This window comes from Pseudomonadota bacterium (assembly GCA_037200975.1).
Lineage (GTDB): Bacteria > Pseudomonadota > Gammaproteobacteria > Steroidobacterales > Steroidobacteraceae > CADEED01.
Genome location: JBBCGI010000001.1, coordinates 4,132,960 through 4,154,687, shown reverse-complemented (window position 1 = coordinate 4,154,687; position 21,728 = coordinate 4,132,960). Strand labels below are relative to the sequence as shown.

The window sequence follows — 21,728 nt, the reverse complement described above, 5'->3', positions numbered from 1 at the left end:
TCAGGATTTACCGGCGCGACGCCGGTGTTTGTTTGCCGCGATTAACCCAAGCGGCCGTTGCATTCGTGTGACAAGGCACACGTGCTGGAGCGCAGCGTTATTTTCGTGCCGCGGTTCGCAGCGACTGATCGCGGCTACGAAGGATCCGCGTTCCCGCTGGCCGCCCGCGACTTACTGTTCGAATCGTCCCGTAGTTTCACGGTCGCGCGCGTAACGCCGCGCGAGCGGAAATGGCGGTAGCCAGGATTCGCGCCGCACGATCCAGTTTTCGTAAGTCGGCTTCAGCCGGTCGGGGGCATCCAGCGATCCCAGGCTCACTTCGATTTCATCCGCCGTGCGCGCAAAGACAGAAGAGCCGCAGCGGGGACAGAAAAACCGCCCGGCGTAATCACGCGTTTCACCTTCGATCGTCACCGCGTCCTGCGGAAAGATCGCGGAGGCGTGAAACAGCGCGCCATGGTGCTTGCGGCAATCGAGGCAATGGCAGAGGCCGACCCGGTAGGGAGCCCCCGTCGCCACGATACGCACATCGCCGCACAGGCAACCGCCGGTGAATCGGTCCATTGCGCCTCCTCCGATGCAACGCTAGGTGAGCTCGAGCGGCACGCGCTGACTCACGCCGCACAGTAGTTCGTACGGAATGGTATCCGCATGGATGGCGATTTCCTCGACCGGCAGCCCCGCCCCCCAGACCACCGCGCGATTGCCCGCGGCGATTTTGCCCGCGCCGGTCACATCCACCGCGATCATGTCCATCGAGACGCGCCCGACGAGTGGATAACGCGCGGCGCCGATCAGCACGGGCGTGCCATTGTTCAAATGACGCGGCAGCCCGTCGCCATAACCGGCCGCGAGGATGGCGATGGCGCTGTCACGCTCGGCGCGCCAGGCGCCCGCGTAACCGACCGTCTCGCCGCGTTTCACCTCGCGCACCGTCAGTACCGTGGTCTCGAGCGTCATCACCGGCTTCAGGCCATGTTTCTCGGCGGTCTCACCGGCGAACGGCGATACGCCGTAGAGCGCAAGCCCCGGGCGCACCCAGTCGCCGTGCGCGCGTGGCCAGCCGAGCGTGCCGGCGGAATTGCCGATGCTGGTGGCGAGGCGCTGCTTTCCCGTGAGCTCGGCTTGTTCGAGCGTGCGCTCGAACGTGGCGAGTTGTTCGCCGGTCATGGATACGTCGCGCTCGTCGGCGCGCGCGAGATGCGTCATGACGCGCAACTCGAGCGCGGGCACGGTGAGCGCCCGCAGGCGCGTCAGCGCCGGCTCAAACGCCTCGGGCCGGAACCCCAGGCGATTCATGCCGGTATCCATCTTGATCCAGACGATGAATCGCTCGAGACCGCGATGCGCCTCCAACAGCTTGATCTGCAGCGGGTCATGTACGACCAGTTCGAAGCCATGGTGCGCGGCTTCGGCGAGTTGCTCGGCGCTGAACACGCCTTCGAGAAGGACGACAGGCGCGCGCACGCCGGCGCTGCGCAGCGCGATGCCCTCTTCGAGACGCGCCACCGCGAAACAATCCGCATCCGCCAATGCAAGGGCTGTCGAGACAAGGCCGTGGCCGTATGCATTGGCTTTCACGACCGCCATGACCTTCGCACCGGGCGCATACGCGCGAATCGTGCCGAGGTTGTGTCGCAGAGCCGCGCTGTCGATCAGCGCGCGGATCAGGCGGATCAACGCATGATTCCTTCGCCGTACGCGGGGTCGGCATAATTTTCGAAGCGGCTGAATTGACCGCGGAAAGTCAGACGGATATCGCCCGTCTCACCATTACGGTGCTTGGCGAGGTCGATGTCGGCAACGCCTTTCTTCGGCGTCTCCTTGTTGTAGACTTCTTCGCGGTAGATGAGCAGGATCATGTCTGCATCCTGCTCGATTGCCCCCGAATTGTGCGTAACGATCCCATCAGCTAACCAGTTCGCGTGTCCAGGTACGGTCAGATCGAAGGTCTCGACTTCACCGCCAGCTTCCACGGCAACGACCCGATCCCAGAACAATGGCGCTTCGGCCCAAGCCTTGAGTTCCGGCGCATCGAGTAGTTCGGCGTACTCGGCGATCACTTCTCTCGAAGGCGCAAACTTGAAGTGCGCGCTTCCGCCATACCGCGTGCCGCGTAATGCGGCCATGGCTCGCTGACTGATGCCGCCGGATTTCATGCGTTGCCGAACCGCGCCGAATATTTCTTTTGGCAGGGTGTCCACATTGGTGTTGGCCGATATGCCGGCCAACAGCGTCCTGAGGTGCGCTATCGGTGCTGCACGTGGGCCGAATCCGCCGACCCGTTCGACAAACAACTTTTGATCCCCCGATCCAGAGACATCGACGCTAAAAACGGGCCTGCCCAGCGGAGCATGCGTAACACGGGTGCGCGCAACGATGCCCAGGCGCAGCAGCAAAGCGGAAACATCTCCAGCCAATCCTTCGCTGCAAGTCGCGAAATACACGCGCGGCGATCCGCGCTGAGTCGACGGGCGTAATGAGACGCTTCCATCAGTCGCCCAGAGATGACGCAGCAAGAGTGCGATCTGCGAATTGCCCAGTTGGAAAACTGCGGATGGAAGACGCTTCTCGTGCGAACGCTGGCCGAAAAGGCCCAATTCCTTGAGCCACGCACCGACGCCACTGGCGTGCCAGCGGTTGCCATTGCCGGCAATCACCAGTTGATGCCAGTTTCCGCGACCAATATGCCGCGAGACTCGACTGCCAAATTGCCGAGCGCTCTCCGCGACGGCCGAACTGTTGAGTTCGGAACCGGTGGTGTATCGAAGGGGTTGATGCTTGAGATAACTACCGTCGCCGACGAGGTGCCCTAGCAGTACGAGCCAGTGCTCCGGCCATTCAATCGGAGACGCGACGTCCGGAACTGAACGAGCCAACGCCACCCTGTCTCCTGCACCGCAATCTCCGAGCGCCTTCCATCCGGTCCCGGTCAGCACGCGATGATCACGAGTGGCACGAATCCGGCGGCCACTGGCCAGCTTCAGGTCGAACACCGGCTTCATGCCGGTTGACCAGACGATTTCCGCCCGGGCAGGAGCGGGTTTCTGTTGTTCGTCCAACGCCCAGACTTCGGGTTGTTGCCCGACAAGCGAGGCGATAGGGACGCGGCGGCCATCGGTCAGGCAAACCAGCGTATCGCCCGCCACGCACTCGCGAAGATCCGACATCACCGGCCGCTTGTTCTCGCGCTGCTCGACACCGCGATTCAGCTGCGACAATGCGATCACCGGGCAATGAATCTCCTTGGCCAGCGCCTTCAGGCCACGCGAAATTTCCGATATCTCCGTCGCGCGGTTTTCCTTCGTGCCGGGCACCGACATGAGCTGTAGATAGTCCACGACGATCAGATCGAGCCCATGCTCGCGCTTGATGCGCCGCGCACGCGCGCGCAACTCCGTCGGCGTGAGCGCCGGCGTGTCGTCGATGAAGATCTTCGCGTCCTGCAGCTGCTTGGTCGCCCCGGTGATCCGCGGCCAGTCGTCCTCGGACAGCTTGCCGCTGCGGATATTGCCCAGGTGCACGCTGCCCACCGACGACAGCAGGCGTGTCAGCAGCTGTTCCGCGGGCATTTCGAGCGAGAAGATGGCGACTGACGCGCGCACGCCTTCTTTCAGTGCCGCGTGTTCGGCGATATTGATGGCCAGCGTCGTCTTACCCATCGAGGGGCGCCCGGCGATGATCAGCAGATCGCCGCCGCGCAGGCCGCCCGTCTTGGAATCGAAATCGATGAAGCCGGTCGGCAGGCCGCGTGGCTTGTTGGGGTTGTTGTACAGATCGTCGATCTGATCGATCAACGCCGGCAAGGCGGCTTTGGCGCTTACGTATCCCTTGCCGCGGCTCGAGCCTTCCGCGATCGCGAAGATGCGGCGCTCGGCCCTATCGACGAGATCGCGCGCGCTCTCGCCTTCTTCGCTCCACACCGAGCTCGCGATCTCACCGCCCGCGCTGACCAGGTCGCGCAGAAGCGAGCGCTCCTTGACGATCTCCGCATACGCGCGAGCATTCGCCGCGCCCGGCGTATCGCGCGTCAGCGTGCCGAGGTAGGCAAGGCCACCCGCGTCGTTGAGAACACCGAGCCGCTGCAAGTGTTCGGACACGGTAACCGGATCGCAGGGCTGCGCCTCGCTCGCCAACGCCGCGATGCTTTCGAATATGAGTTTGTGATCCGGGCGGAAAAAATGATCCGCGACGACGATGTCGCCGACGTTGTCCCAGGCGGTCCGATCGAGCATGAGCCCACCGAGCACCGCCTGTTCGGCTTCGACGGAATGGGGCGGCGCGCGCAGATCGCCCGCGCCTGAAGATTCACGACGGAACTTGGGTGTGCTGGACATTGGGTACCCCGTAAGACGGGGAATAGTTTCCCCTCTCGCGCGACCGTCGCCTAGATCAATTTCGCTTTGGCGGGCTCAAAAAGAAACGGCACCCGCAGGTGCCGTCTCGCAAGCGCTTGAAAGTGCTCTTAGTCTTCGGCAGTGATCACCACCGGCAGCTGCACGTCGATGTCCGTGTGCAGATGCAGTGTGATCGTGTGATCGCCAACCGTGCGCAGCGGCCCCGTCGGCAGACGCACTTCCGAACGCGCGACCTTGTGTCCAGCCTTCGTGGCAGCCTCGGCGATGTCCGCCGTGCCGATCGAACCGAACAGTTTGCCCTCGGTGCCGGCCTTCGCCGAGATCTGCAGCTTGAAGTCCTTGAACGCGGCCTGGCGGCTCTCGGCGTCCTGGAACTGCTCGCGTGCAACCTTCTCGAGCTCGGCGCGGCGCGCCTCGAACTTCTTGACGTTGTCCGGAGTCGCCAGCGTGGCCTTGCCCTTCGGCAGCAGGAAGTTGCGACCGTAACCCGACTTCACCTTGACGCGATCGCCGATGGTGCCGAGGTTGGCGACTTTCGTTAAAAGAATGACGTCCATGATGGCCTCAATGCTGGTCGGTGTACGGCAGCAGCGCGAGGTACCGCGCACGCTTGATCGCCGACGAGAGCTGGCGCTGGTAGAACGCTTTCGTGCCGGTGATGCGGCTCGGAACGATCTTGCCCGTCTCGGTGATGTACTGCTTGAGCGTGCCCAAGTCCTTGTAGTCGATCTGCTTCACGCCCTCGGCGGTGAAACGGCAGAACTTGCGACGGCGCGAGAACGAACGGTTGCCACCGCCGCCTGCACCACCGCCACCCGGACCACTACGACGCGGTTTATCGTCTTTCATTACGCGTTTACTCCCATGTCGTCGTCATCCGAAGCGAACGGCGAATCGTCGCGACGATCGCGGCGCGGTCCGCCTTCCTTCTCTTCCTGCGCAGCCTTCGCCATCGGCGAGGGCTCGACCACGGCTTCGTCCATGTTCACGACCAGGTGACGCAGCACCGCATCGGAGAAACGGAACGCGCCGGTCAGTTCGCCCAGCGTCTTCTGATCGCATTCCACGTTCAGCAGCACGTAGTGCGCCTTGTGGACCTTGGAGATCGGGAAAGTGAGCTGGCGACGGCCCCAGTCTTCGTGACGATGCACGGTGCCGCCATTCGCGGCGATCATGCCGCGGTAGCGCTCGACCATGGCCGGGACTTGTTCGCTCTGGTCCGGATGGACCAGGAACACGATTTCGTAATGCCTCATGAATGCTCCTTGTGGATGTGAGCTACCCGCCTGAGGGTGGCGGTGTAGCAAGGAGAACCGGTCGAAAGCCTTCGCAGGCCTCTCCCGGCTCAAAACGGGCGCGAAGAATACTCAAGGGGCGGTGCATTGGCAAGCCACGGTGGGCCGGCCGGGACTGGCGATTCAATAACTTACGTGATCAACCCGAAGCCTTCGCCTGCTTCCTGGGTGCCAGACGCTGGCGTAGCGCCTCGTACAGCAGCATCCCCGAGGCGACGGAGACATTCAGGCTCTCGACCGCGCCCTGCTGGGGCAGCCGGACCGTCAGGTCGCAGGTGTCGCGCGTGAGCTGGCGCAGACCGGTGCCCTCGGCGCCCATGACCAGCGCGATGGGGCCTGCCAGATCGGTCTCATGGGCGAGCTTGGGCGCATCGGCATCCGCGCCCACGATCCACAGACCGGCGTCCTTGAGCAGCCGCAGCGTGCGCGCGAGATTCGTGACTACGGCGATCGGCGTGGTTTCAGCCGCGCCGGCCGCCACCTTGCGCACCGTCGCGGTCATCTGCACCGCGCGATCCTTGGGGATCACCACGGCCAACGCGCCGCAGGCGTCCGCGGTGCGCAGGCAGGCGCCGAGATTGTGCGGGTCCTGCACGCCATCGAGCACCAGCACGAGCGGCGCCTTGCCCTCCGCCGCCACCAGCGCGGCTAACAACTCTTCCTCGCGCCAGGGCGGCAGCGGCGCCACCTCGGCGAACACGCCCTGGTGCGTGGCATCGCCGAACAGCTGCTTGAACACCTCGGGCTTGACCCGCTTGACCGTCTTGCCCGCATCGCCCGCGAGCTTGAGGATCTCGGACACGCGCGGATCGGTGCGCTGCTCGGCGACGGTCACCGAACTCACGCGCTCGGCGTGCCGCGTCAGCAAGGCACGCACCGCGTGCAATCCATACACCTTCTCGCTCAACGTCTATCTCCCGCGCTGGCCGCGCCGCTGCGAGCCGCGCGGTGGCGCCTTGTTAGGCGATTTGCCGGGGGCGGACCGGTGCGGCGACTTCTGCGGCTTGCGGCCCTCGTCCGCCTCGACTTCCACCAGCGCGAGATCGACCAGGCCTTCGATCGGATTCACGCTCGTGACGATGACGTGTACCCGCGCGCCCAGCGCCAGGCGGCGCTTGTGGGCGCGCCCGACCCAGGCGCGTCCGCCCGGCTCCATGATGTATTCGTCATCGCGCAGGTTGTCGATATGCAGCAGGCCGTCGGTGCCGATGGCCGTCAGTTGGACGAACGCACCGAACTCGACGACGGTCGTGATCAACCCTTCGAAGGTCTGCCCGATGCGATCGCGCAGGTATACGCACTTGAGCCAGGCGTTCACGTAGCGATCCGACTCGTCGGCGCGTTTCTCGAGCAGCGTGAGATCGGCGCCGGCCAGCGCCAGCGCGCCGCCTTCATACCGCTGCCCGAAGGGATCGGCATCCGACAACAACGCGCGCAGGCAGCGATGCACCACGAGATCCGGATAACGGCGGATCGGCGAAGTGAAGTGCGCGTACTGCGTGAGCGCCAGCCCGAAGTGGCCGATGTTCACCGGCTGGTAGATAGCCTGCTGCATCGTGCGGATGACCAGCGATTCGATGAACGGCCGGCGCTCGTCGTGCGCGAGGCGCTCGGTGATCGCGCGGAAATCGCGCGGCCGCACGTCCTCGGGCAGCTCGGCAGCCACGCCGAGCGCGGTCAGTGTTTCGAGCAACACGTCGATCTTCTTCTCTTCCGGCTTGCCGTGCACGCGGTACAACGTACCGATGCGCCGCGTCTCGAGCTCGTGCGCCACCGCGACGTTGGCGAGGATCATGCATTCCTCGATGAGCTTGTGCGCCTCGTTGCGTTCGTACATGTAGACGCGCTGGATGCGTCCAGCCGGGTCGATGTCGAATTCCGCTTCGGGGGCATCGAACTCGAGCGCGCCGCGTTTGTGCCGCGCCTTGAGCAGCGCGTGGTACACGTCGACCAATGGCAACAGCCGGTTCATCAAACTACCCGGCTGGGAACGCGCCTCCGAGGCGTCCTTGATGAGCGCCTCGAACGCCTGGGTGTAGGTCAGACGCGCCGCCGAACGCATCACCGCCGGATAAAACTTCGATTCCAGCAGGATGCCGGTCTTCGAAATGATCATGTCGGCGGCGAAACACAGCCGGTCGACGTTGGGCTGCAGCGAACAGAGCCGGTTCGACAAGGCGAACGGCAGCATCGGAATGACTCGCGAGGGGAAGTACACGCTGGTGCCGCGCTCACGAGCGCTGGCGTCGAGCGCCGTGCCGCGCCGCACGTAGTAGCTGACATCGGCGATCGCGACGATGATGCGGAAACCTTTCGGATGCGCTTCGGCGTACACCGCGTCGTCGAAATCCTTGGCATCCTCGCCGTCGATGGTGACCAGCGGCAGGGTGCGCAGGTCCACGCGCCGCGCGGATTCGGCCGGGTCGACCTCGGCGCCATACGCTTCGGCTTCGCGCACCGCTTCCGGAGAAAACTCCTGCGGCAGATTGAAGCGTGCGATCGCCGCTTCGCAGGCAAGCTCCACCGGTTTGTCGGGATCGAGCCGCTTGACGATGCGCGCCTGCGGCGAGGCGCCCTGCCCCGCGTAGCGCGTGACCGCCGCGATCACCCAGTCGCCATGGCGTGCGTCGGCCAGTTCCTCGGGCGCCACGAAGCAGCGCATGCCGATGCGACGGTCGGCCGAGGTGACGAATGCCGAACGGCCGTGCACTTCGAGCGTGCCGACGAACGACTTGGTGGCGTGTTCGATGATCTTCTCGAGCCTGCCGGAGTAGCGGCCGTCGCGGCCGCGTTCGACGGACACACGCACGCGATCGCCGTGCATGACCCCGGCCATCTGCGGCGGCGGCAGGAAGACGGACTCTTCCATCCCTTCGACGCGCACGAAGCCGAAGCCGGCGCGGTTGGCGCTCACCGTGCCTTCGGCCGTACTTCCGTGACTGGCGGACGTTTGGGATCCGGCGCGTTGCGCGGGGGGACCCGCGCGTCGCGGGTCGTCTTTCTGGTGGCGGGAGTTTTCAGACTGCCCGCGCGATTTGTCATTACGACGTTTCAATGCTTATTTTCCATTTGAGATGAGGCGCCCTCGTTCATGCGACGGGCCTCGATTGACAGCTTACAAAGCGGTGCGTACCTTTCGCCGCTCTTCGCACCCTGCCCGGGTGGCGGAATTGGTAGACGCACTAGTTTCAGGTACTAGCGAGTAACATCGTGGAGGTTCGAGTCCTCTCCCGGGCACCAATAAAAACAATGGCTTAGGGTTCTTTTGGACTCTGGCTTCGGGGATGGGTGAGGGATTCTACCCACTCTTCTTCTATATGCGTGACTGACTGCGGGCCGGCCGGGAAGGCCGCTCGACGGCAGTCGCCGGATTTTCGGCAGCCAGCAGGCCAGTCCGGCGCCGGATGACGCTGAGACCGCCGACCCGGCGCGGAAGTTCCCAGGCGCCAATCGGCGCACACCTCGCCCCCACCGGTTATCTAACTACTTCAACGTGCGCTGTAGGCTCTGGCCGACGCGGCGCGCACGTCGATGGCGCAATCGCATGCCGGGCGCTACGCTCGCGTCGACTCGACCTCCTTCCACGGTCCGAGGAGTCATTCATGCGACACGGTATGCGTCCGATCGATTCTCGCCGCGTGACATCCACGCTCGTGACGGCTCTGGCTATTTTCCTGGCTACGGGCGCGGCGCTGCCGACCGCGGCGCGGGCGGACAATTACGCACCGCCGCCGAACCAGGCCGACGCCGCGCTGCTTGCGCGCATGACTCTCGGTGAGAAGGTCAACCAGCTCATGTTGCTCAGCAAGGGCACGATGACCGGGCCGGACTCCGCCGGGCGGCCTAACAAGTCTGCCGAAGAACTGGCGCGTGAAGGCATCGGTTTCCAGATGTCGGGTTTCGAATCGGCGGCCGAGGTGAATCGCATCCAGCGCATCGCGATGCAGGAGTCGCGTCTCAGGATTCCCGTGGTGTTCGCCACCGACATCATTCACGGCTACTGGACCGTGTTTCCCGTGCCGCTGGGATTGGCCGCGACCTTCGACCCCGCCGACGCGAACGTGGTCGCGAAGATCTCCGGGCTAGAAGGCTACTCACACGGCCAGCGCTGGACCTTCGCGCCGATGGTCGATCACCCGGCCGATCCGCGCTGGGGTCGCGTCGTCGAAACCTTCGGCGAATCGCCGCTGGTGAGCAGCGACTACGCGGTCGCGACGATCCGCGGTTTTCACGGTTCGCTGGCCGGTCTGCCCGGATCTCCCGCGCCCGCCGACTTCGGCGTTGCGAGTTGCCTCAAGCACTATCTCGGCTACGGCGCGGTCCAGGGCGGCAAGGACTACGCCTACGTGGATCTCACCGAACGCACGCTGCGCGAATTCCATCTGCCACCTTATGCCGCAGGCATTGCCGCGGGCGCGCCCAGCGTCATGCCCGCCTTCACCACCGGGCCCGGCGGCGTGCCCATGTCGGCTAACAAACATATGTTGATCGACGTGCTGCGCAAGGAACTCGGCTTCGAAGGATTGCTGGTGTCCGACTACGCCGCTATTACCGAGATGCTCAAACACGGCACCGCGCGCGACGACTACGACGCCGCGATCCAGGCGATGAACAACGGCACGATGACCGTCGACATGGAAGACGGCGTGTATTACGCGCAGCTGGCGAAGGCGGTTCAGGCGGGCGCGGTCAGCCTGCAATCGCTCGATCGTGAAGTGCTGCGCGCGCTGGCGTTCAAGCGCCGCCTGGGCCTGTTCGAAAAACCTTATGTGCCCGAGGACCTGGAGAAGCGGGTCCGCCTGACGCGCGAACATCGCGCTGCCGCGCGCGAAATCGCGCGCAAGTCCATCGTGCTGCTCAAGAACGACGGAAACCTGCTGCCGCTGAGCGGCGGACGGATCCTGGTCACCGGCCCGCTGGCCGACGCGCCAGCCGACTTGTTAGGCCCGTGGCACGCGCGCGGCCGCGCGGAAGACGTCGTAAGCGTGCTCGCGGGAATCCGCGAACGCGCCGCCGCAGGCAAGCCGGCGAGCCAGGTCGCGTACGAGCCGGGAGTCGGCCTCGAAAGCGCAGGCAAGGCAGGCACGGGAGACGACGCGAAGATCGCCTCGGCCGTCGCCGCTGCGCGCAACAACGATCTCGTCATCGCCGTCGTCGGCGAACGCGAATCCATGAGCGGCGAGGCGAAGAATCGGGCCCGTCTCGACCTGCCCGGAAACCAACAAAAGCTCGTGGATGCCCTGCTCGCGACCGGCAAACCCGTGGTCGTCGTGCTGCTCACCGGCCGGCCACTGGCCGTGACTTCGTTAGTGGAAAATGCAGGTGCGCTGGTGCACGCATTTTTTCCCGGCGTCGAAGGCGGTCACGCGCTCGCCGATGTGTTGTTCGGCGATTACAACCCGGGCGGCAAGGAACCCATCACCTCGCCACGCAGCGTCGGCCAGCTGCCGATTCATCACTACGACCCGCCCAATGGCCGCCCTAACATCCCCGAGCGCGGCGACTACAAGGCGCACTGGCTCGACGAATTCGATGAACCGCTGTTCCCGTTCGGCTTCGGCCTGAGTTACACAAGCTTCACGTTCAGCGGACTCGAGATGCCGCAGAGTATCGGCCGCGACGACACGTTCACCGTCCGCGTGCGGCTCACCAACACCGGCAAACGCGATGGTGACGAGGTGGCGCAGCTCTATGTGCGCCCGCGCGTCGCGAGCGCTGTGACCGGGAAACGGCTGCTCGCGTATCGGCGCGTGCACCTCGCCGCGGGCAAGAGCGAAATCGTCGAGTTTTCGCAGCCCGCGACTTCGCTCGCGGTGCTCGATTCGCGGAATCGCTGGACGCTCGAGCCGGGCGTATTCGAAGTCGTGCTCGGCGCGAGTTCGGCGGCGGAAATCTCCGGAACATTCACAGTCGAAGACACCGCCAAAGTCGCCGCACGCACTGCGGCAATCCACTAACCACTCGCGTGTAAGACGAATCCCTCACTGAATACGTATGCGTCCGACATTACAAACTCGTAAACATCGAGCTTCACTACGGCGTTGGGTGTAACAATTCACCAACACTAAGCACGTCGCGCCTGGGAATTTGCGATCGCAGCGGTTTCGGCCACGCGACGCCGGCGTGCAGCAAACTTACGAGGGTTCACGCATGCGCAACTTTCCGCGTTCATTGATCGGAGCGGCGGTCGCCGCCGTGCTCGCCGCACCCAGCGTTTCCTGGTCACAATCCGCCGACGCCACGCTGCGCGGAAAGGCTCCCGCCGATACGGACGTCACCGCAAAGAATGTCGCCACCGGCACGACGCGCCGCACCAAGTCCGGCGGGGACGGTAGTTATACGCTCGCCGGTCTTCCGCCCGGCACCTACCGCGTCGATGCAGGCCCGGGCACCGAAACCGTCGTCACGCTGACCGTCGCGTCGACCGCAATGCTGGATCTCGGCGCGAGCAGTGGCGCGGTCGACACCGAAGCGCCACTGCAGGAAGTCACGGTGACCGGCCGGCGCCTCAACGAAGTGCGCACGTCGGAAATCGGCACTACCGTTTCGTTGCAACAGATCGAGTCGACACCTCAGCTCACGCGTAACTTCCTCGAGTTTGCGGATACCGTTCCCGGCGTCGTGTTCGAGGTCGACGGCCGAGGCCACACGTCGATCCGTGGCGGTGCCCAGAACGACAACGGCGTGAACCTGTACATCGATGGCGTCGGCCAGAAAGGTTATGTGCGTTCGGGCGTCTCCGGACAGACGCAAGATACCCAGGGCAACCCGTTCCCGCAGCTTGCGATCGGCGAATACAAGGTCATCACGTCAAACTACAAGGCGGAGTACGACCAGATCTCGAGCGCCGCGATCACCGCCCTCACGCGCTCGGGCACGAACGATTTCGAAGGCCAGGCCTTCGGCACGTACACCGCCGACAACTTCCGCGCGAAGACGCCGGGCGAGCTCGCCTCGGACACGAAGACGGAATCCGAGGTCAAGGAGTATGGCCTCGCGTTCGGCGGTCCGATCATCGAGGACAAGCTGCACTTCTTCGTCACGTACGAAGCCAAGCGTTATCAGACGCCAATCACGGTCGGACTCGAGAACATCCCGCCGCAAGCCTTCATCGACAACATTCCACAGGTCGCGCTCGATCAGCTTGGACCCGCCACCGTCGCATTCGACGAAGACCTGTTCTTCGGCAAGCTCGACTGGGCGCTTTCAGACAATGATTCATTCACCCTCTCTGCGAAAATCCGCAAAGAGACGGCCGAGGGTGACGGCATCAACAATGGAACGGCGCCGTCCGCGTCGAAGACCACGGACAGCGACGACAATCGCTTCGAGGCGAGCTGGAAGCACAGCGGCAACAACTGGCTGAACGAAGTACAGGCGACCTACGAAGACGCTTTCTTCAACCCGACGGTAGGCAACGCAAGCCGCAACGGAACTGTCTATACAGCCCTCTTTGGCGGGCAGGATCGGAACATGATCCGCATCGACGGCGCGGATCCGCGCGCCGGGCAAAATAAAGGTCAGAAGGGCTGGGCCCTCAGCAACACCATCACGTTCACGGACCTCGACTGGCTTGGCTCCCACACCGTCAAAGGGGGCGTGAAGTACAAGCAGGTGGATCTGACTGCCGCCGACTCGCTGCCCGGTCAGCCGGTGTTCTATTACGACGTCTCCGCCACCACCGCGGCGACGACTCCGTGGAAGTCGACCATCGCCCTGCCGTTCCCGCAATTCAGCTCGGAGGCCACGTCCGCCGACAAGCAGTTCGGCGTCTTCCTGCAGGACGACTGGGAATTGAACGAACACCTCACGCTGAACATCGGTGCGCGCTGGGATTACGAGAAGAATCCCTCGTACCTCGATTTCAAGACACCACAGTTCGTGATCGATTCATTGAACACGGTCGTGCCGGGCACGGGCGGTCTGACCTATGGCCAGACCCTCGGCCTGTCGTCCGATCCGAACGTCGCGATCGACATCAACGACTACCTGAGCGACGGCAGCAATCGCGAGGCGTACAAGGGCGCATTCCAGCCGCGTCTCGGCTTCTCGTACGACCTCGGCGCCGATCAGCAACACGTGATCTTCGGTGGCGCGGGTCGCGCGTATGACCGCACGTTGTACGACTACCTGCAGCTCGAGCAGACCAAATTCGCGCTGCCGGCCACGGACGTCCGCTTCAACACGGCGGATCATCCCTGCACGGTCGTTGGCGCGGGCGATGCAGGTTGCATGGCATGGGACCCGGCTTTCCTGGCCGATCCCAATGCGCTGGCGGCCCGCCTCGCGGGAAGCTTCGGCGAAGTCGACCTCATCAACAACGATCTCAAGATCCCATACTCCGACCAGTTCAGCCTGGGGATGCGCAACCGCCTCGGCGACTGGAATACCAGCGCCGCCGTGTCGCGCGTGAACAGCTACAACGGCTTCGTATTCACGCTCGGCAATCGGTATCCGAACGGGGATTTCTGGCAGGACCGCTCGCAGCCGTGGGGCAGCCCACTGCCCGGCGCCGGCTCGCTGATCATCGGCGACAGCGGCATCGAGACCCGCAGCACCCAGGTGCTGCTCTCGGCCGAGAAACCATTCACCGAAGAGTCGAAGTGGGGAACGACGGTCGCTTACACCTTCACGAACGCGAAGCAGAACCGGAACATCGACGAGCACTATTCGTTCGATCAATCGTCGATCAAGGAGTACCTCTTCATCACGTCGAACGCGACCCCGAAACATCGACTGGTGGCAACGGGTTCTTATTCGGCGCCATGGGGCCTGATGATCGCGGGCAAGCTGACCTACTCGACCGCCACGCCACACACGGTGGACGCGTCGTGCCTCGCTGGCCCCGCGACGTATCCGAACGGCTCCGCGTGCCGCCCGGTGACTTACATCGTCGGCGGCGCCGGCTACAAGGCGCTCGATCTGCAGGTGACGAAAAACTTCCAGGTCGGCGATCTGGGTTCGATGTACTTGCGCCTCGACATGATCAACGTGACCAACGAGCAGAATCTCGTCGACTACTTCGACGAGGTGGGCGAAGACGGCACGGTGATCGGCGGGCGATTCAACCCGGATGGCAACATCACCGGCCTGCCGCGCACGCTGCGCATGAGTTTTGGCGTGAAATTCTGACAGGAAAGCAAGGACGAACGCCGGGGCTGTTAGCTCCGGCGTTCGGTGCGACAATCGCGTCCGTGAACGACGGACTCACAAGCATCGTCATCGTCGGCGGCGGTTCCGCCGGTTGGATGACCGCCGCGGCCCTTTCGCACCTGGTGCCGGGCCTGCGCTCGATCCAGCTCATCGAATCCGACGAGATCGGCACCGTCGGCGTGGGTGAAGCCACCGTCCCCCATCTGCGCCTGTTCAACGAAGCGCTGCAGATCAACGAAGCCGATTTCGTGCGCGCGGTCGGCGGCACCTTCAAACTCGGCATCGAATTCGTCGACTGGGGAAGTCTCGGTTCACGCTATATCCACGGCTTCGGCACGATAGGCCACGAGTACCGCAGTCTGCCGTTCCACCAGTACTGGCTGAAGCTCAATGCCCAGGGCAAGGCGCGCGATATCGGCGAGTACTCGCTGAACACCGCAGCCGCGCCGGCCGGCAAGTTCATGTCTTCGGCCAGCGACGTGCCGCCCCAGTCGCCACTCGCGAACATCTCCTACGCCTACCACTTCGACGCGGGACTGTATGCAAACTACCTGCGGCGCATGGCTGAGGGTCGCGGCGTCAAGCGGATCGAAGGCCAGGTCGTTGATGTCACGCTGCGCGCCGCGGATGGTTTCATCGAGTCGGTGACGCTCAAGAGCGGCGCGCGCATCGCCGGTGAGCTGTTCATCGATTGCTCCGGCTTTCGCGGCCTGCTCATCGAACAGACTTTGAAGGCCGGCTACGAGGACTGGACTCACTGGTTGCCTTGCGATCGTGCGGTCGCGGTGCCCAGCGCCAAAACCGCCGCAGCCACGCCGTACACGCGCTCGACCGCGCGCGGCGCCGGCTGGCAGTGGCGCATTCCGCTGCAACACCGCACCGGCAATGGCTACGTCTATTCGAGCGCACACATCAGCGACGACGAGGCCGCAGCCACGGTGCTCGGCAATCTCGATGGCCGCGCGCTCGCCGAGCCGCGCGTGCTGAAATTCGTGACTGGCCGCCGGCGGCAAGTGTGGTCGCGCAACTGCGTGGCGATCGGTCTATCCAGTGGCTTTCTCGAGCCGCTCGAATCAACCAGCATCTATCTCATCCAGTCCGGCATCGCGCGCCTCATCGACATGTTCCCCGACCGGCACATGAACACGGCGCTTCGCGACCGGTACAACGCACAGGCGGCCTTCGAAACCGAACGCATCCGCGACTTCCTGATCCTGCACTATTGCGCCACCGAGCGGCGCGACACGAAGTTCTGGGAGTACTGCGGAACGATGGAGATACCGGCCAGCCTCGCGGACAACATCCGCCTGTTCCGCGACAGCGGGCGCTTCTACCGCAACAGCGACGAGATGTTCGCGCTGACCAGCTGGGTGCAGGTGATGCTGGGTCAACACATCGTTCCCGCCTCATGGCATCCGATGGTCGAACGCCTGGGCGATGCCGAGCTCGTGAAACTCGCCGAGGGCGTGCGAAGCGTCATCGCGAGCTGCGTCGCGGCGATGCCGATGCACGAACAATTCATCGAACGGCATTGCAAATCGGCGGTGGCGGCATGATGCGGCGCCTGGCGGCGGTCTGCATGTTCGCGCTGCTGGTGTCCTGCACGGCGCCGACGCAGCGCCTGGACCCGGTGGTCGTGCGCGCCACTCCCGTCGTGCCGCTCAAGCGCCTGGACCCGCTGTTCGAGGACATCGAAAAGCGCACCTTCAATTTTTTCTGGGAGACCGCCGAGCCCGGCACCGGTCTCGTGCCCGATCGCTGGCCCAAACCGCCGTTCTCGAGCATCGCGGCCATCGGTTTCGCGCTCAACGCCTACGCCATCGGCGCCGAGCGCGGCTACGTGACGCGCGCCGAGGCGCGTACCCGCGTGTTGACCACGCTGCGTTTTCTCGCCAAGGCGCCGCAGGGCAGCGACCCGTCCGAGACGGCCGGTTACCAGGGGTTCTTCTACCACTTCGTCAACTTCACCACCGGCAAGCGCTACGGCAATTCCGAGCTATCTACCGTCGACACCGCGCTGCTGATGGCAGGCGTGTTGTTCATGCGCGGGTATTTCGATGGCGACCAGGCCGAGGAAGCCGAAATCCGCAAGCTGGCGGAGGATCTCTATCAACGCGTGAACTGGCCCTGGGCCATCGAACATGCGATCGACATCCGCATGGCCTGGAGCCCCGAGGGTCAGTTCGGCAGCCACGACTGGCGCGGCTACAACGAAGCCATGCTCGTCTACGTACTGGCGCTCGGCAGCCCGAGTTTCCCGGTGGCGACGCGCACCTGGGACGCGTGGACCTCCGACTACTATCTCGCCTGGGGCACGCTCGAAGGACAGACCCACCTCACTTTCGGTCCCCTGTTCGGCCACCAGTTCAGCGCCGTGTGGATCGACTATCGCGGCATCAAGGACGAATTCATCTGGCCGCAGGGCATCGACTACTTCGAGAACAGCCGGCGCGCGACGCTCGCGCAGCGTGCGTACGCGATCCGCAATCCGCTCGACTGGAAGGGTTACGGGCCCAACATCTGGGGCATCACGGCCTGTGACGGGCCTGGCTACATGAAATTGCCCTACCTGGGCCAGACGCGGCAGTTCTATTCCTACGTTGCGCGCGGCGTCGGCCTCACCGAGGTGATCGACGATGGCACCATCGCGCCGACCGCCGCGATCGCCTCACTACCCTTCGCACCCGAAATCGTCGAGCCGGCAGTGCGGGCGATGCACGACCAATACGGCCGGCATCTGTACGGCAAGTACGGCTTCCTCGACTCCTTCAACCCGAGTTTCGACTACGACGCACCGCTGCAGCACGGCAAACGCGTCCGCGGCGTCGGCTGGTTTGCCACCGATTATCTCGGCATCGACCAGGGCGCGATCATCTCCATGATCGAGAACCATCGCAGCGAGCTGATCTGGTCGGTGATGAAACGCGACCCGTACATCCGCCGCGGCCTCGAACGCGCGGGCTTCGAAGGCGGCTGGCTCAGCCGGCCTTGAGCTTGAACTGCGGCGTTTTGCCGCCCACCGATTCGAGCGTGTCGACGAAGCTCGAGTGCCAGGCGGAAATCGAATTGCGCACCAGCACCTCGAGCATCGCCTGGTGCCGGTCGCGCCGCTCCGACAGCGGCATGTTGAAGGCCTGCTGGATCGCGTGCGCCATGCCGCGTGAATCGTAGGGATTCACCATCACCGCGGCGGTCATCTCGCGCGCCGCACCCGCCATGGTCGAAAGGATCAGCACACCCGGGTCCGCGGGATCCTGCGCGGCGACGAATTCCTTCGCGACCAGGTTCATGCCATCCCGCACCGGCGTCACGATGCCGATCAGCGCGGCGCGCATGAAGCCCATCAGCACATCATGCGGGAAATTGCGGTTCAGATAACGGATCGGAGTCCAGTCCGTGTCGGCAAAACGGCCGTTGGTGCGGCCCGTGGTCTGCTCGAGCTCGCGCCGGATTTCCGCGTAGGCGCGCACGTCGGCGCGCGACAGCGGCGCGATCTGCAGGAAACTCACGCGGTTCTGGTTTTCCGGATGGGTCTCGAGGAACCGCTCGTAGGCCTTGAAACGTTCGACCAGGCCCTTGCTGTAGTCGAGCCGGTCGACGCCGATCATGAGCCGCCGGCCTAACAACCCGGCGATCATGCGTTTGACGGAGTCGGTCTGCTGCGATTCGATGGCTTCGCGCTGGATCGCATCGACGTCGACGCCGATCGGGTACACGCCGGTCTGCACGCACCGTCCACCGAGCGTGACGGTGAAACCCGGCGTCAGCGCCTGCGCGCCCCACACGGACGCGACGGCGCCGCGGAACGCGTCACGATCCGTCTCGGTCTGGAAGCCGAGCACGTCGTACGCCAGCATCGCCTGCAACAGCTCCGCATACACCGGCAACACGCGCAACACTTCGACGTTCGGAAACGGAATGTGCAGGAACAGCCCCATCGGCTGCGTGGCGCCTGCCTCGCGCAGCCGTTGCGCGAGCGGCAACAAGTGATAGTCGTGGACCCAGATCAGGTCGTCCGGCTCGAGCAGCGGCAACAGCTCGCGCGCGTAGCGCTGGTTCATGCGCTGGTAGGCCTCGTACTGCGCGTCGTGATACTTGAAGCCGTCGATGAAATAGTGGAACAGCGGCCACAACGTGCCATTGCAGAAGCCGAGGTAGAAGTCTTTGTATTCGGCCTGGTCGAGATCGATAGACGCGAAGGTCACTCCGTCCTTGCGCACGATCGATGGTTCGCCGGAGGCCACGTCGGCCGTCTCGCCGTCCCAGCCGAACCACAGGCCGCGCCGCGCCTGCATGGCGGCCAGCAGTCCGACCGCAAGGCCGCCCGGCGCCGCGCCACGTTTCGGCACGCTGATGCGATTCGACACCGCGACCAGCCGGCTCATACGATTTCCTCCCAGCTGCGCGACAGGCGCAACGCACTGCCGATGACGCCGACCATGCTGTAGGTCTGCGGAAAATTTCCCCACAGTTCGCCGGTCGCCGGTGTGATGTCTTCGGACAGCAGGCCGAGCGGATTGCGCAGCTCGAGCAGGCGCGAGAACCGTGCGCGCGCTTCGTCGACGCGGCCGGAGGCGGCCAGCGCGTTCACGTACCAGAACGCGCAGATCGTGAAGGCGTTCTCGGGCTTGCCGAAGTCATCGGCATGTTTGTAGCGGAACAGCAGGTCGCCCTCGCACAGCTCTGCCTCGATGCGTTCGAGCGTCTTGAGGAAACGCGGATCGGTCGCGGGCAGCAGTCCGAGCTCCGGCAGCAACAGTGTCGTGGCGTCGAGATCGCGGTTGCCGAAGGCGGACGTGAACGCCTGCAGGTCCTCGTTCCAGGCGCCTTCGAGGATCTCGGCGCGCATGCGGTCGGCGTGTGCGCTCCACTCGCGCGCCGCGATGAGGTCGCCCACACGCCGCGCGATACGCGCCAGCCGGTCGCAACCGGCCCACGAGATCGCGGCCGAGAAGGTATGGCGCTGCAGCTTGCCGCGGAATTCCCACGGACCGGCGTCCGGTTGTTCGAAAGTGGCGACGGCGCGTTTGCCCAGCCGATACAACCGCTCGAGCAGCGTCTGGTCGCCCGAGCGCACCAGACGCTCGTCGAAGAACAGCTGCGTGGCGGCGAGGATCACCGAGCCGTATACATCGTGCTGCACCTGTTCGGCGGCCAGATTGCCGAAGCGCACCGGCCCCATGCCGCGATAACCGGACAGCGAGGTCGCTATCTTCTCCTCCGCGTGCGGATCGCCCGTGATGCCGTACAGCGGCTGCAGCTGATCGGCCGTCGACGAGGCGATGATGTGATCGATGTAGTGCAGATACGCTTCCATCGTGCGCGTGGCGCCCAGACGATTGAGCGTCTGCACCACGAAGTAGCTGTCGCGCAGCCAGCAATAACGATAATCCCAGTTGCGCGTGCTGTTCGCGGCTTCTGGAATCGAGGTAGTTAGTGCGGCGAGGACGGCGCCGGTGTCCTCGTAGGTGCACAGCTTGAGCGTGATCGCGGCGCGGATCACCGCATCCTGCCAGTCGGCCGGCACCGCCAGTGTGCGTACCCATTCCTGCCAGTAGCTCAAGGTCGCACCGAGGAATTCGCGCGCCAGCGCCGCCGGCGATTCCTGCAGCGTTTCATCCGGACCGACTATGAAATGCAGCGGCTGCTCCAGCACCACCGGCCGGTTTTCGAGCAGCGACGCGAGCGAGGCGTCCGTGGTGACGCGATAGTGCAGACCATCGGCCGCGTAGCGGATGTGATGGCTGCCCGTGATTCCGGCGTCGCAGCGTTCGCCGAAACCGGCGGTGGGACGCAGCCGCAGGCGCAGTGTCGGCCGCCCGGCGAGCGGCTCCACGCTGCGCACGAACATCATCGGCCTGAACACGCGGCCGCGGCTGCGAAACCGCGGAGCGAAATCGAGGATACGCACCGCGCCGCCGTGCGCATCGTACAGACGGGTTTCGATGATCGCGGAGTTGCGCAGGTAATTCTGTTCGGAGCGCGTGAGATCGATCATGTCGATCGCGAACACGCCCTGGTCCGAATCGCCACCCTCCTTCTGCAGCAGCGCAGAGAACACCGGGTCACCGTCAGGCCGCGGCAGACACGCCCATACCATGCGCGCCTGTTCGTCGATCAGCGCGGCCACCTGGCAATTGCCGATGACACCGTAGTTCATCGCAGCTCCGCCAGATGGTCGAGCCAGCGATGCACGGCCGCCGGACCCGGCAGCCACCATTCGGATGTGACACGCGGACCCACCGCGATCGCGAGCCCACCCTCGCGCCGCACGGCGTCGAAGCCGCCGTAATCGGTTTGATCGTCGCCGATGAAAATGGGAGTACGCCCGGCGAACGGCGCTTCGCGCATGAACGCACCCACGGCGCTGTCCTTGCTGTACACCGCGGGCTTCACCTCGATGACGCAATGCCCGTCCAGCAGTCCATAGGCCGGCACCAGCGGCGCCGCCAGCAGCGCCACCTCCGCGCGCAACTGGTGTTCGAGCTCGCGCGCGCCCTGGAAATGCAGCGCGAGACCCGCGCCCTTGTCCTCGAGCATCAGACCGCGATGGCGCGAGACCAGCTCCCGCAGCCCGTCGCGTACCTCGTGGAGCTGGGCGTGGACGATGTCCGCCACGTAGGTGTCGCCGTTGGCGCTGCGCCGTTCGCCGCCGTGTAAACCGGCGCATGGCAGGTGCAGCACGCCGAACAGGCGATCGAGATCGGCGATCGTGCGGCCGCTCACCAGGGCGAGCGCGCCGCCGGCCGCTTCGCGCAGCCGCGTCAGCAGCGCGAGCAGATCGGGCCCGACCACCACCGCCTGCGGAGTGGCGGCCAATTCCAGCAGCGTGCCATCCACGTCGAGAAACAGACACCAGGAACTGACTGGAAGCGGCACGGCGTGCACCGCTGCCGCCTCGTGCGCCGCAAGTTGCATCATC

General features: G+C 64.6%; 15 protein-coding genes and 1 tRNA gene. 5 read left to right on the top strand and 11 right to left on the bottom strand.

The genetic code is table 11. From position 1 onward, the window contains the following. Positions 1-171: 171 nt before the first annotated feature. The 8 genes from WDO72_18555 to rnr all read right to left on the bottom strand — a co-directional run bounded on the left by WDO72_18555 (position 172) and on the right by rnr (position 8,708). A complete protein-coding gene (locus WDO72_18555; protein MEJ0087677.1) occupies positions 172-564 on the bottom strand; it encodes a GFA family protein in 393 nt (130 codons plus the stop codon). Positions 565-585: 21 nt separating this feature from the next. Beyond that, the gene (alr, locus tag WDO72_18550; protein ID MEJ0087676.1) at positions 586-1,680 is read right to left on the bottom strand and encodes an alanine racemase; all 1,095 of its coding nucleotides are present in this window, start codon (positions 1,678-1,680) and stop codon (positions 586-588) included. Continuing rightward, positions 1,677-4,337, bottom strand: coding sequence for a replicative DNA helicase (locus WDO72_18545; GenBank protein ID MEJ0087675.1), 2,661 nt, complete (start codon positions 4,335-4,337; stop codon positions 1,677-1,679). Before WDO72_18545 ends, alr begins: the two co-directional genes overlap by 4 nt. A gap of 128 nt (positions 4,338-4,465) precedes the next feature. Beyond that, entirely contained in the window at positions 4,466-4,915 is a 450-nt protein-coding gene (gene rplI, locus WDO72_18540; protein ID MEJ0087674.1) for a 50S ribosomal protein L9, read from the bottom strand. A 7-nt stretch (positions 4,916-4,922) separates the two neighbouring features. Further along, positions 4,923-5,207 carry a 30S ribosomal protein S18 gene (rpsR, locus tag WDO72_18535; GenBank protein ID MEJ0087673.1) on the bottom strand — a complete coding sequence of 95 codons (285 nt, stop codon included), beginning with the start codon at positions 5,205-5,207 and terminating at the stop codon, positions 4,923-4,925. Beyond that, positions 5,207-5,614 carry a 30S ribosomal protein S6 gene (rpsF, locus tag WDO72_18530; protein MEJ0087672.1) on the bottom strand — a complete coding sequence of 136 codons (408 nt, stop codon included), beginning with the start codon at positions 5,612-5,614 and terminating at the stop codon, positions 5,207-5,209. The genes rpsR and rpsF overlap by 1 nt, the downstream gene beginning before the upstream one ends. 178 nt (positions 5,615-5,792) lie before the next feature. After that, positions 5,793-6,560, bottom strand: coding sequence for a 23S rRNA (guanosine(2251)-2'-O)-methyltransferase RlmB (gene rlmB / locus WDO72_18525; GenBank protein ID MEJ0087671.1), 768 nt, complete (start codon positions 6,558-6,560; stop codon positions 5,793-5,795). 3 nt (positions 6,561-6,563) lie between these two features. Beyond that, entirely contained in the window at positions 6,564-8,708 is a 2,145-nt protein-coding gene (gene rnr, locus WDO72_18520; GenBank protein MEJ0087670.1) for a ribonuclease R, read from the bottom strand. 100 nt (positions 8,709-8,808) lie between these two features. Between rnr and WDO72_18515 the strand changes: the two genes are divergently transcribed. From WDO72_18515 to WDO72_18495, 5 genes are all read left to right on the top strand, one after another. Further along, positions 8,809-8,893 (top strand) — tRNA-Leu (locus WDO72_18515). Between the two features lie 362 nt (positions 8,894-9,255). Next, positions 9,256-11,610: a glycoside hydrolase family 3 N-terminal domain-containing protein gene (locus tag WDO72_18510; protein MEJ0087669.1), complete on the top strand. Its 2,355-nt coding sequence runs from the start codon at positions 9,256-9,258 to the stop codon at positions 11,608-11,610. 193 nt (positions 11,611-11,803) lie between these two features. Next, positions 11,804-14,785 (top strand): TonB-dependent receptor, encoded by a 2,982-nt coding sequence (locus tag WDO72_18505; GenBank protein ID MEJ0087668.1) that lies wholly within the window; start codon positions 11,804-11,806, stop codon positions 14,783-14,785. 62 nt (positions 14,786-14,847) lie between these two features. Further along, on the top strand, positions 14,848-16,362 hold the full coding sequence (locus WDO72_18500; protein MEJ0087667.1) for a tryptophan halogenase family protein: 1,515 nt from the start codon (positions 14,848-14,850) through the stop codon (positions 16,360-16,362). Continuing rightward, positions 16,359-17,798 (top strand): glucoamylase family protein, encoded by a 1,440-nt coding sequence (locus WDO72_18495; protein MEJ0087666.1) that lies wholly within the window; start codon positions 16,359-16,361, stop codon positions 17,796-17,798. Before WDO72_18500 ends, WDO72_18495 begins: the two co-directional genes overlap by 4 nt. Here the strand turns inward: WDO72_18495 and WDO72_18490 are convergent. Genes WDO72_18490 through otsB form a run of 3 tightly spaced genes read right to left on the bottom strand, consistent with a single transcriptional unit; the run spans position 17,785 to position 21,727 of the window. Beyond that, positions 17,785-19,191, bottom strand: a complete 1,407-nt coding sequence (locus tag WDO72_18490) for a trehalose-6-phosphate synthase (GenBank protein MEJ0087665.1) — start codon at positions 19,189-19,191, stop codon at positions 17,785-17,787. The genes WDO72_18495 and WDO72_18490 overlap by 14 nt on opposite strands. Continuing rightward, positions 19,188-20,966 (bottom strand): glycoside hydrolase family 15 protein, encoded by a 1,779-nt coding sequence (locus WDO72_18485; protein MEJ0087664.1) that lies wholly within the window; start codon positions 20,964-20,966, stop codon positions 19,188-19,190. The genes WDO72_18490 and WDO72_18485 overlap by 4 nt, the downstream gene beginning before the upstream one ends. Then, positions 20,963-21,727, bottom strand: a complete 765-nt coding sequence (otsB, locus tag WDO72_18480) for a trehalose-phosphatase (GenBank protein MEJ0087663.1) — start codon at positions 21,725-21,727, stop codon at positions 20,963-20,965. The genes WDO72_18485 and otsB overlap by 4 nt, the downstream gene beginning before the upstream one ends. Between the last annotated feature and the right edge of the window lies 1 nt (position 21,728).

What these genes read in the sequence shown, in the direction of transcription:
- WDO72_18505 (MEJ0087668.1), top strand. Translation starts at nt 11,804, where the DNA reads ATGCGCAACTTTCCGCGTTCATTGATCGGAGCGGCGGTCGCCGCCGTG.
- WDO72_18485 (MEJ0087664.1), bottom strand. Translation starts at nt 20,966, where the DNA reads ATGAACTACGGTGTCATCGGCAATTGCCAGGTGGCCGCGCTGATCGAC.
- rpsF (MEJ0087672.1), bottom strand. Translation starts at nt 5,614, where the DNA reads ATGAGGCATTACGAAATCGTGTTCCTGGTCCATCCGGACCAGAGCGAA.
- WDO72_18495 (MEJ0087666.1), top strand. Translation starts at nt 16,359, where the DNA reads ATGATGCGGCGCCTGGCGGCGGTCTGCATGTTCGCGCTGCTGGTGTCC.
- rplI (MEJ0087674.1), bottom strand. Translation starts at nt 4,915, where the DNA reads ATGGACGTCATTCTTTTAACGAAAGTCGCCAACCTCGGCACCATCGGC.
- WDO72_18490 (MEJ0087665.1), bottom strand. Translation starts at nt 19,191, where the DNA reads ATGAGCCGGCTGGTCGCGGTGTCGAATCGCATCAGCGTGCCGAAACGT.
- rpsR (MEJ0087673.1), bottom strand. Translation starts at nt 5,207, where the DNA reads ATGAAAGACGATAAACCGCGTCGTAGTGGTCCGGGTGGCGGTGGTGCA.
- WDO72_18510 (MEJ0087669.1), top strand. Translation starts at nt 9,256, where the DNA reads ATGCGACACGGTATGCGTCCGATCGATTCTCGCCGCGTGACATCCACG.
- WDO72_18555 (MEJ0087677.1), bottom strand. Translation starts at nt 564, where the DNA reads ATGGACCGATTCACCGGCGGTTGCCTGTGCGGCGATGTGCGTATCGTG.
- WDO72_18545 (MEJ0087675.1), bottom strand. Translation starts at nt 4,337, where the DNA reads ATGTCCAGCACACCCAAGTTCCGTCGTGAATCTTCAGGCGCGGGCGAT.
- otsB (MEJ0087663.1), bottom strand. Translation starts at nt 21,727, where the DNA reads ATGATGCAACTTGCGGCGCACGAGGCGGCAGCGGTGCACGCCGTGCCG.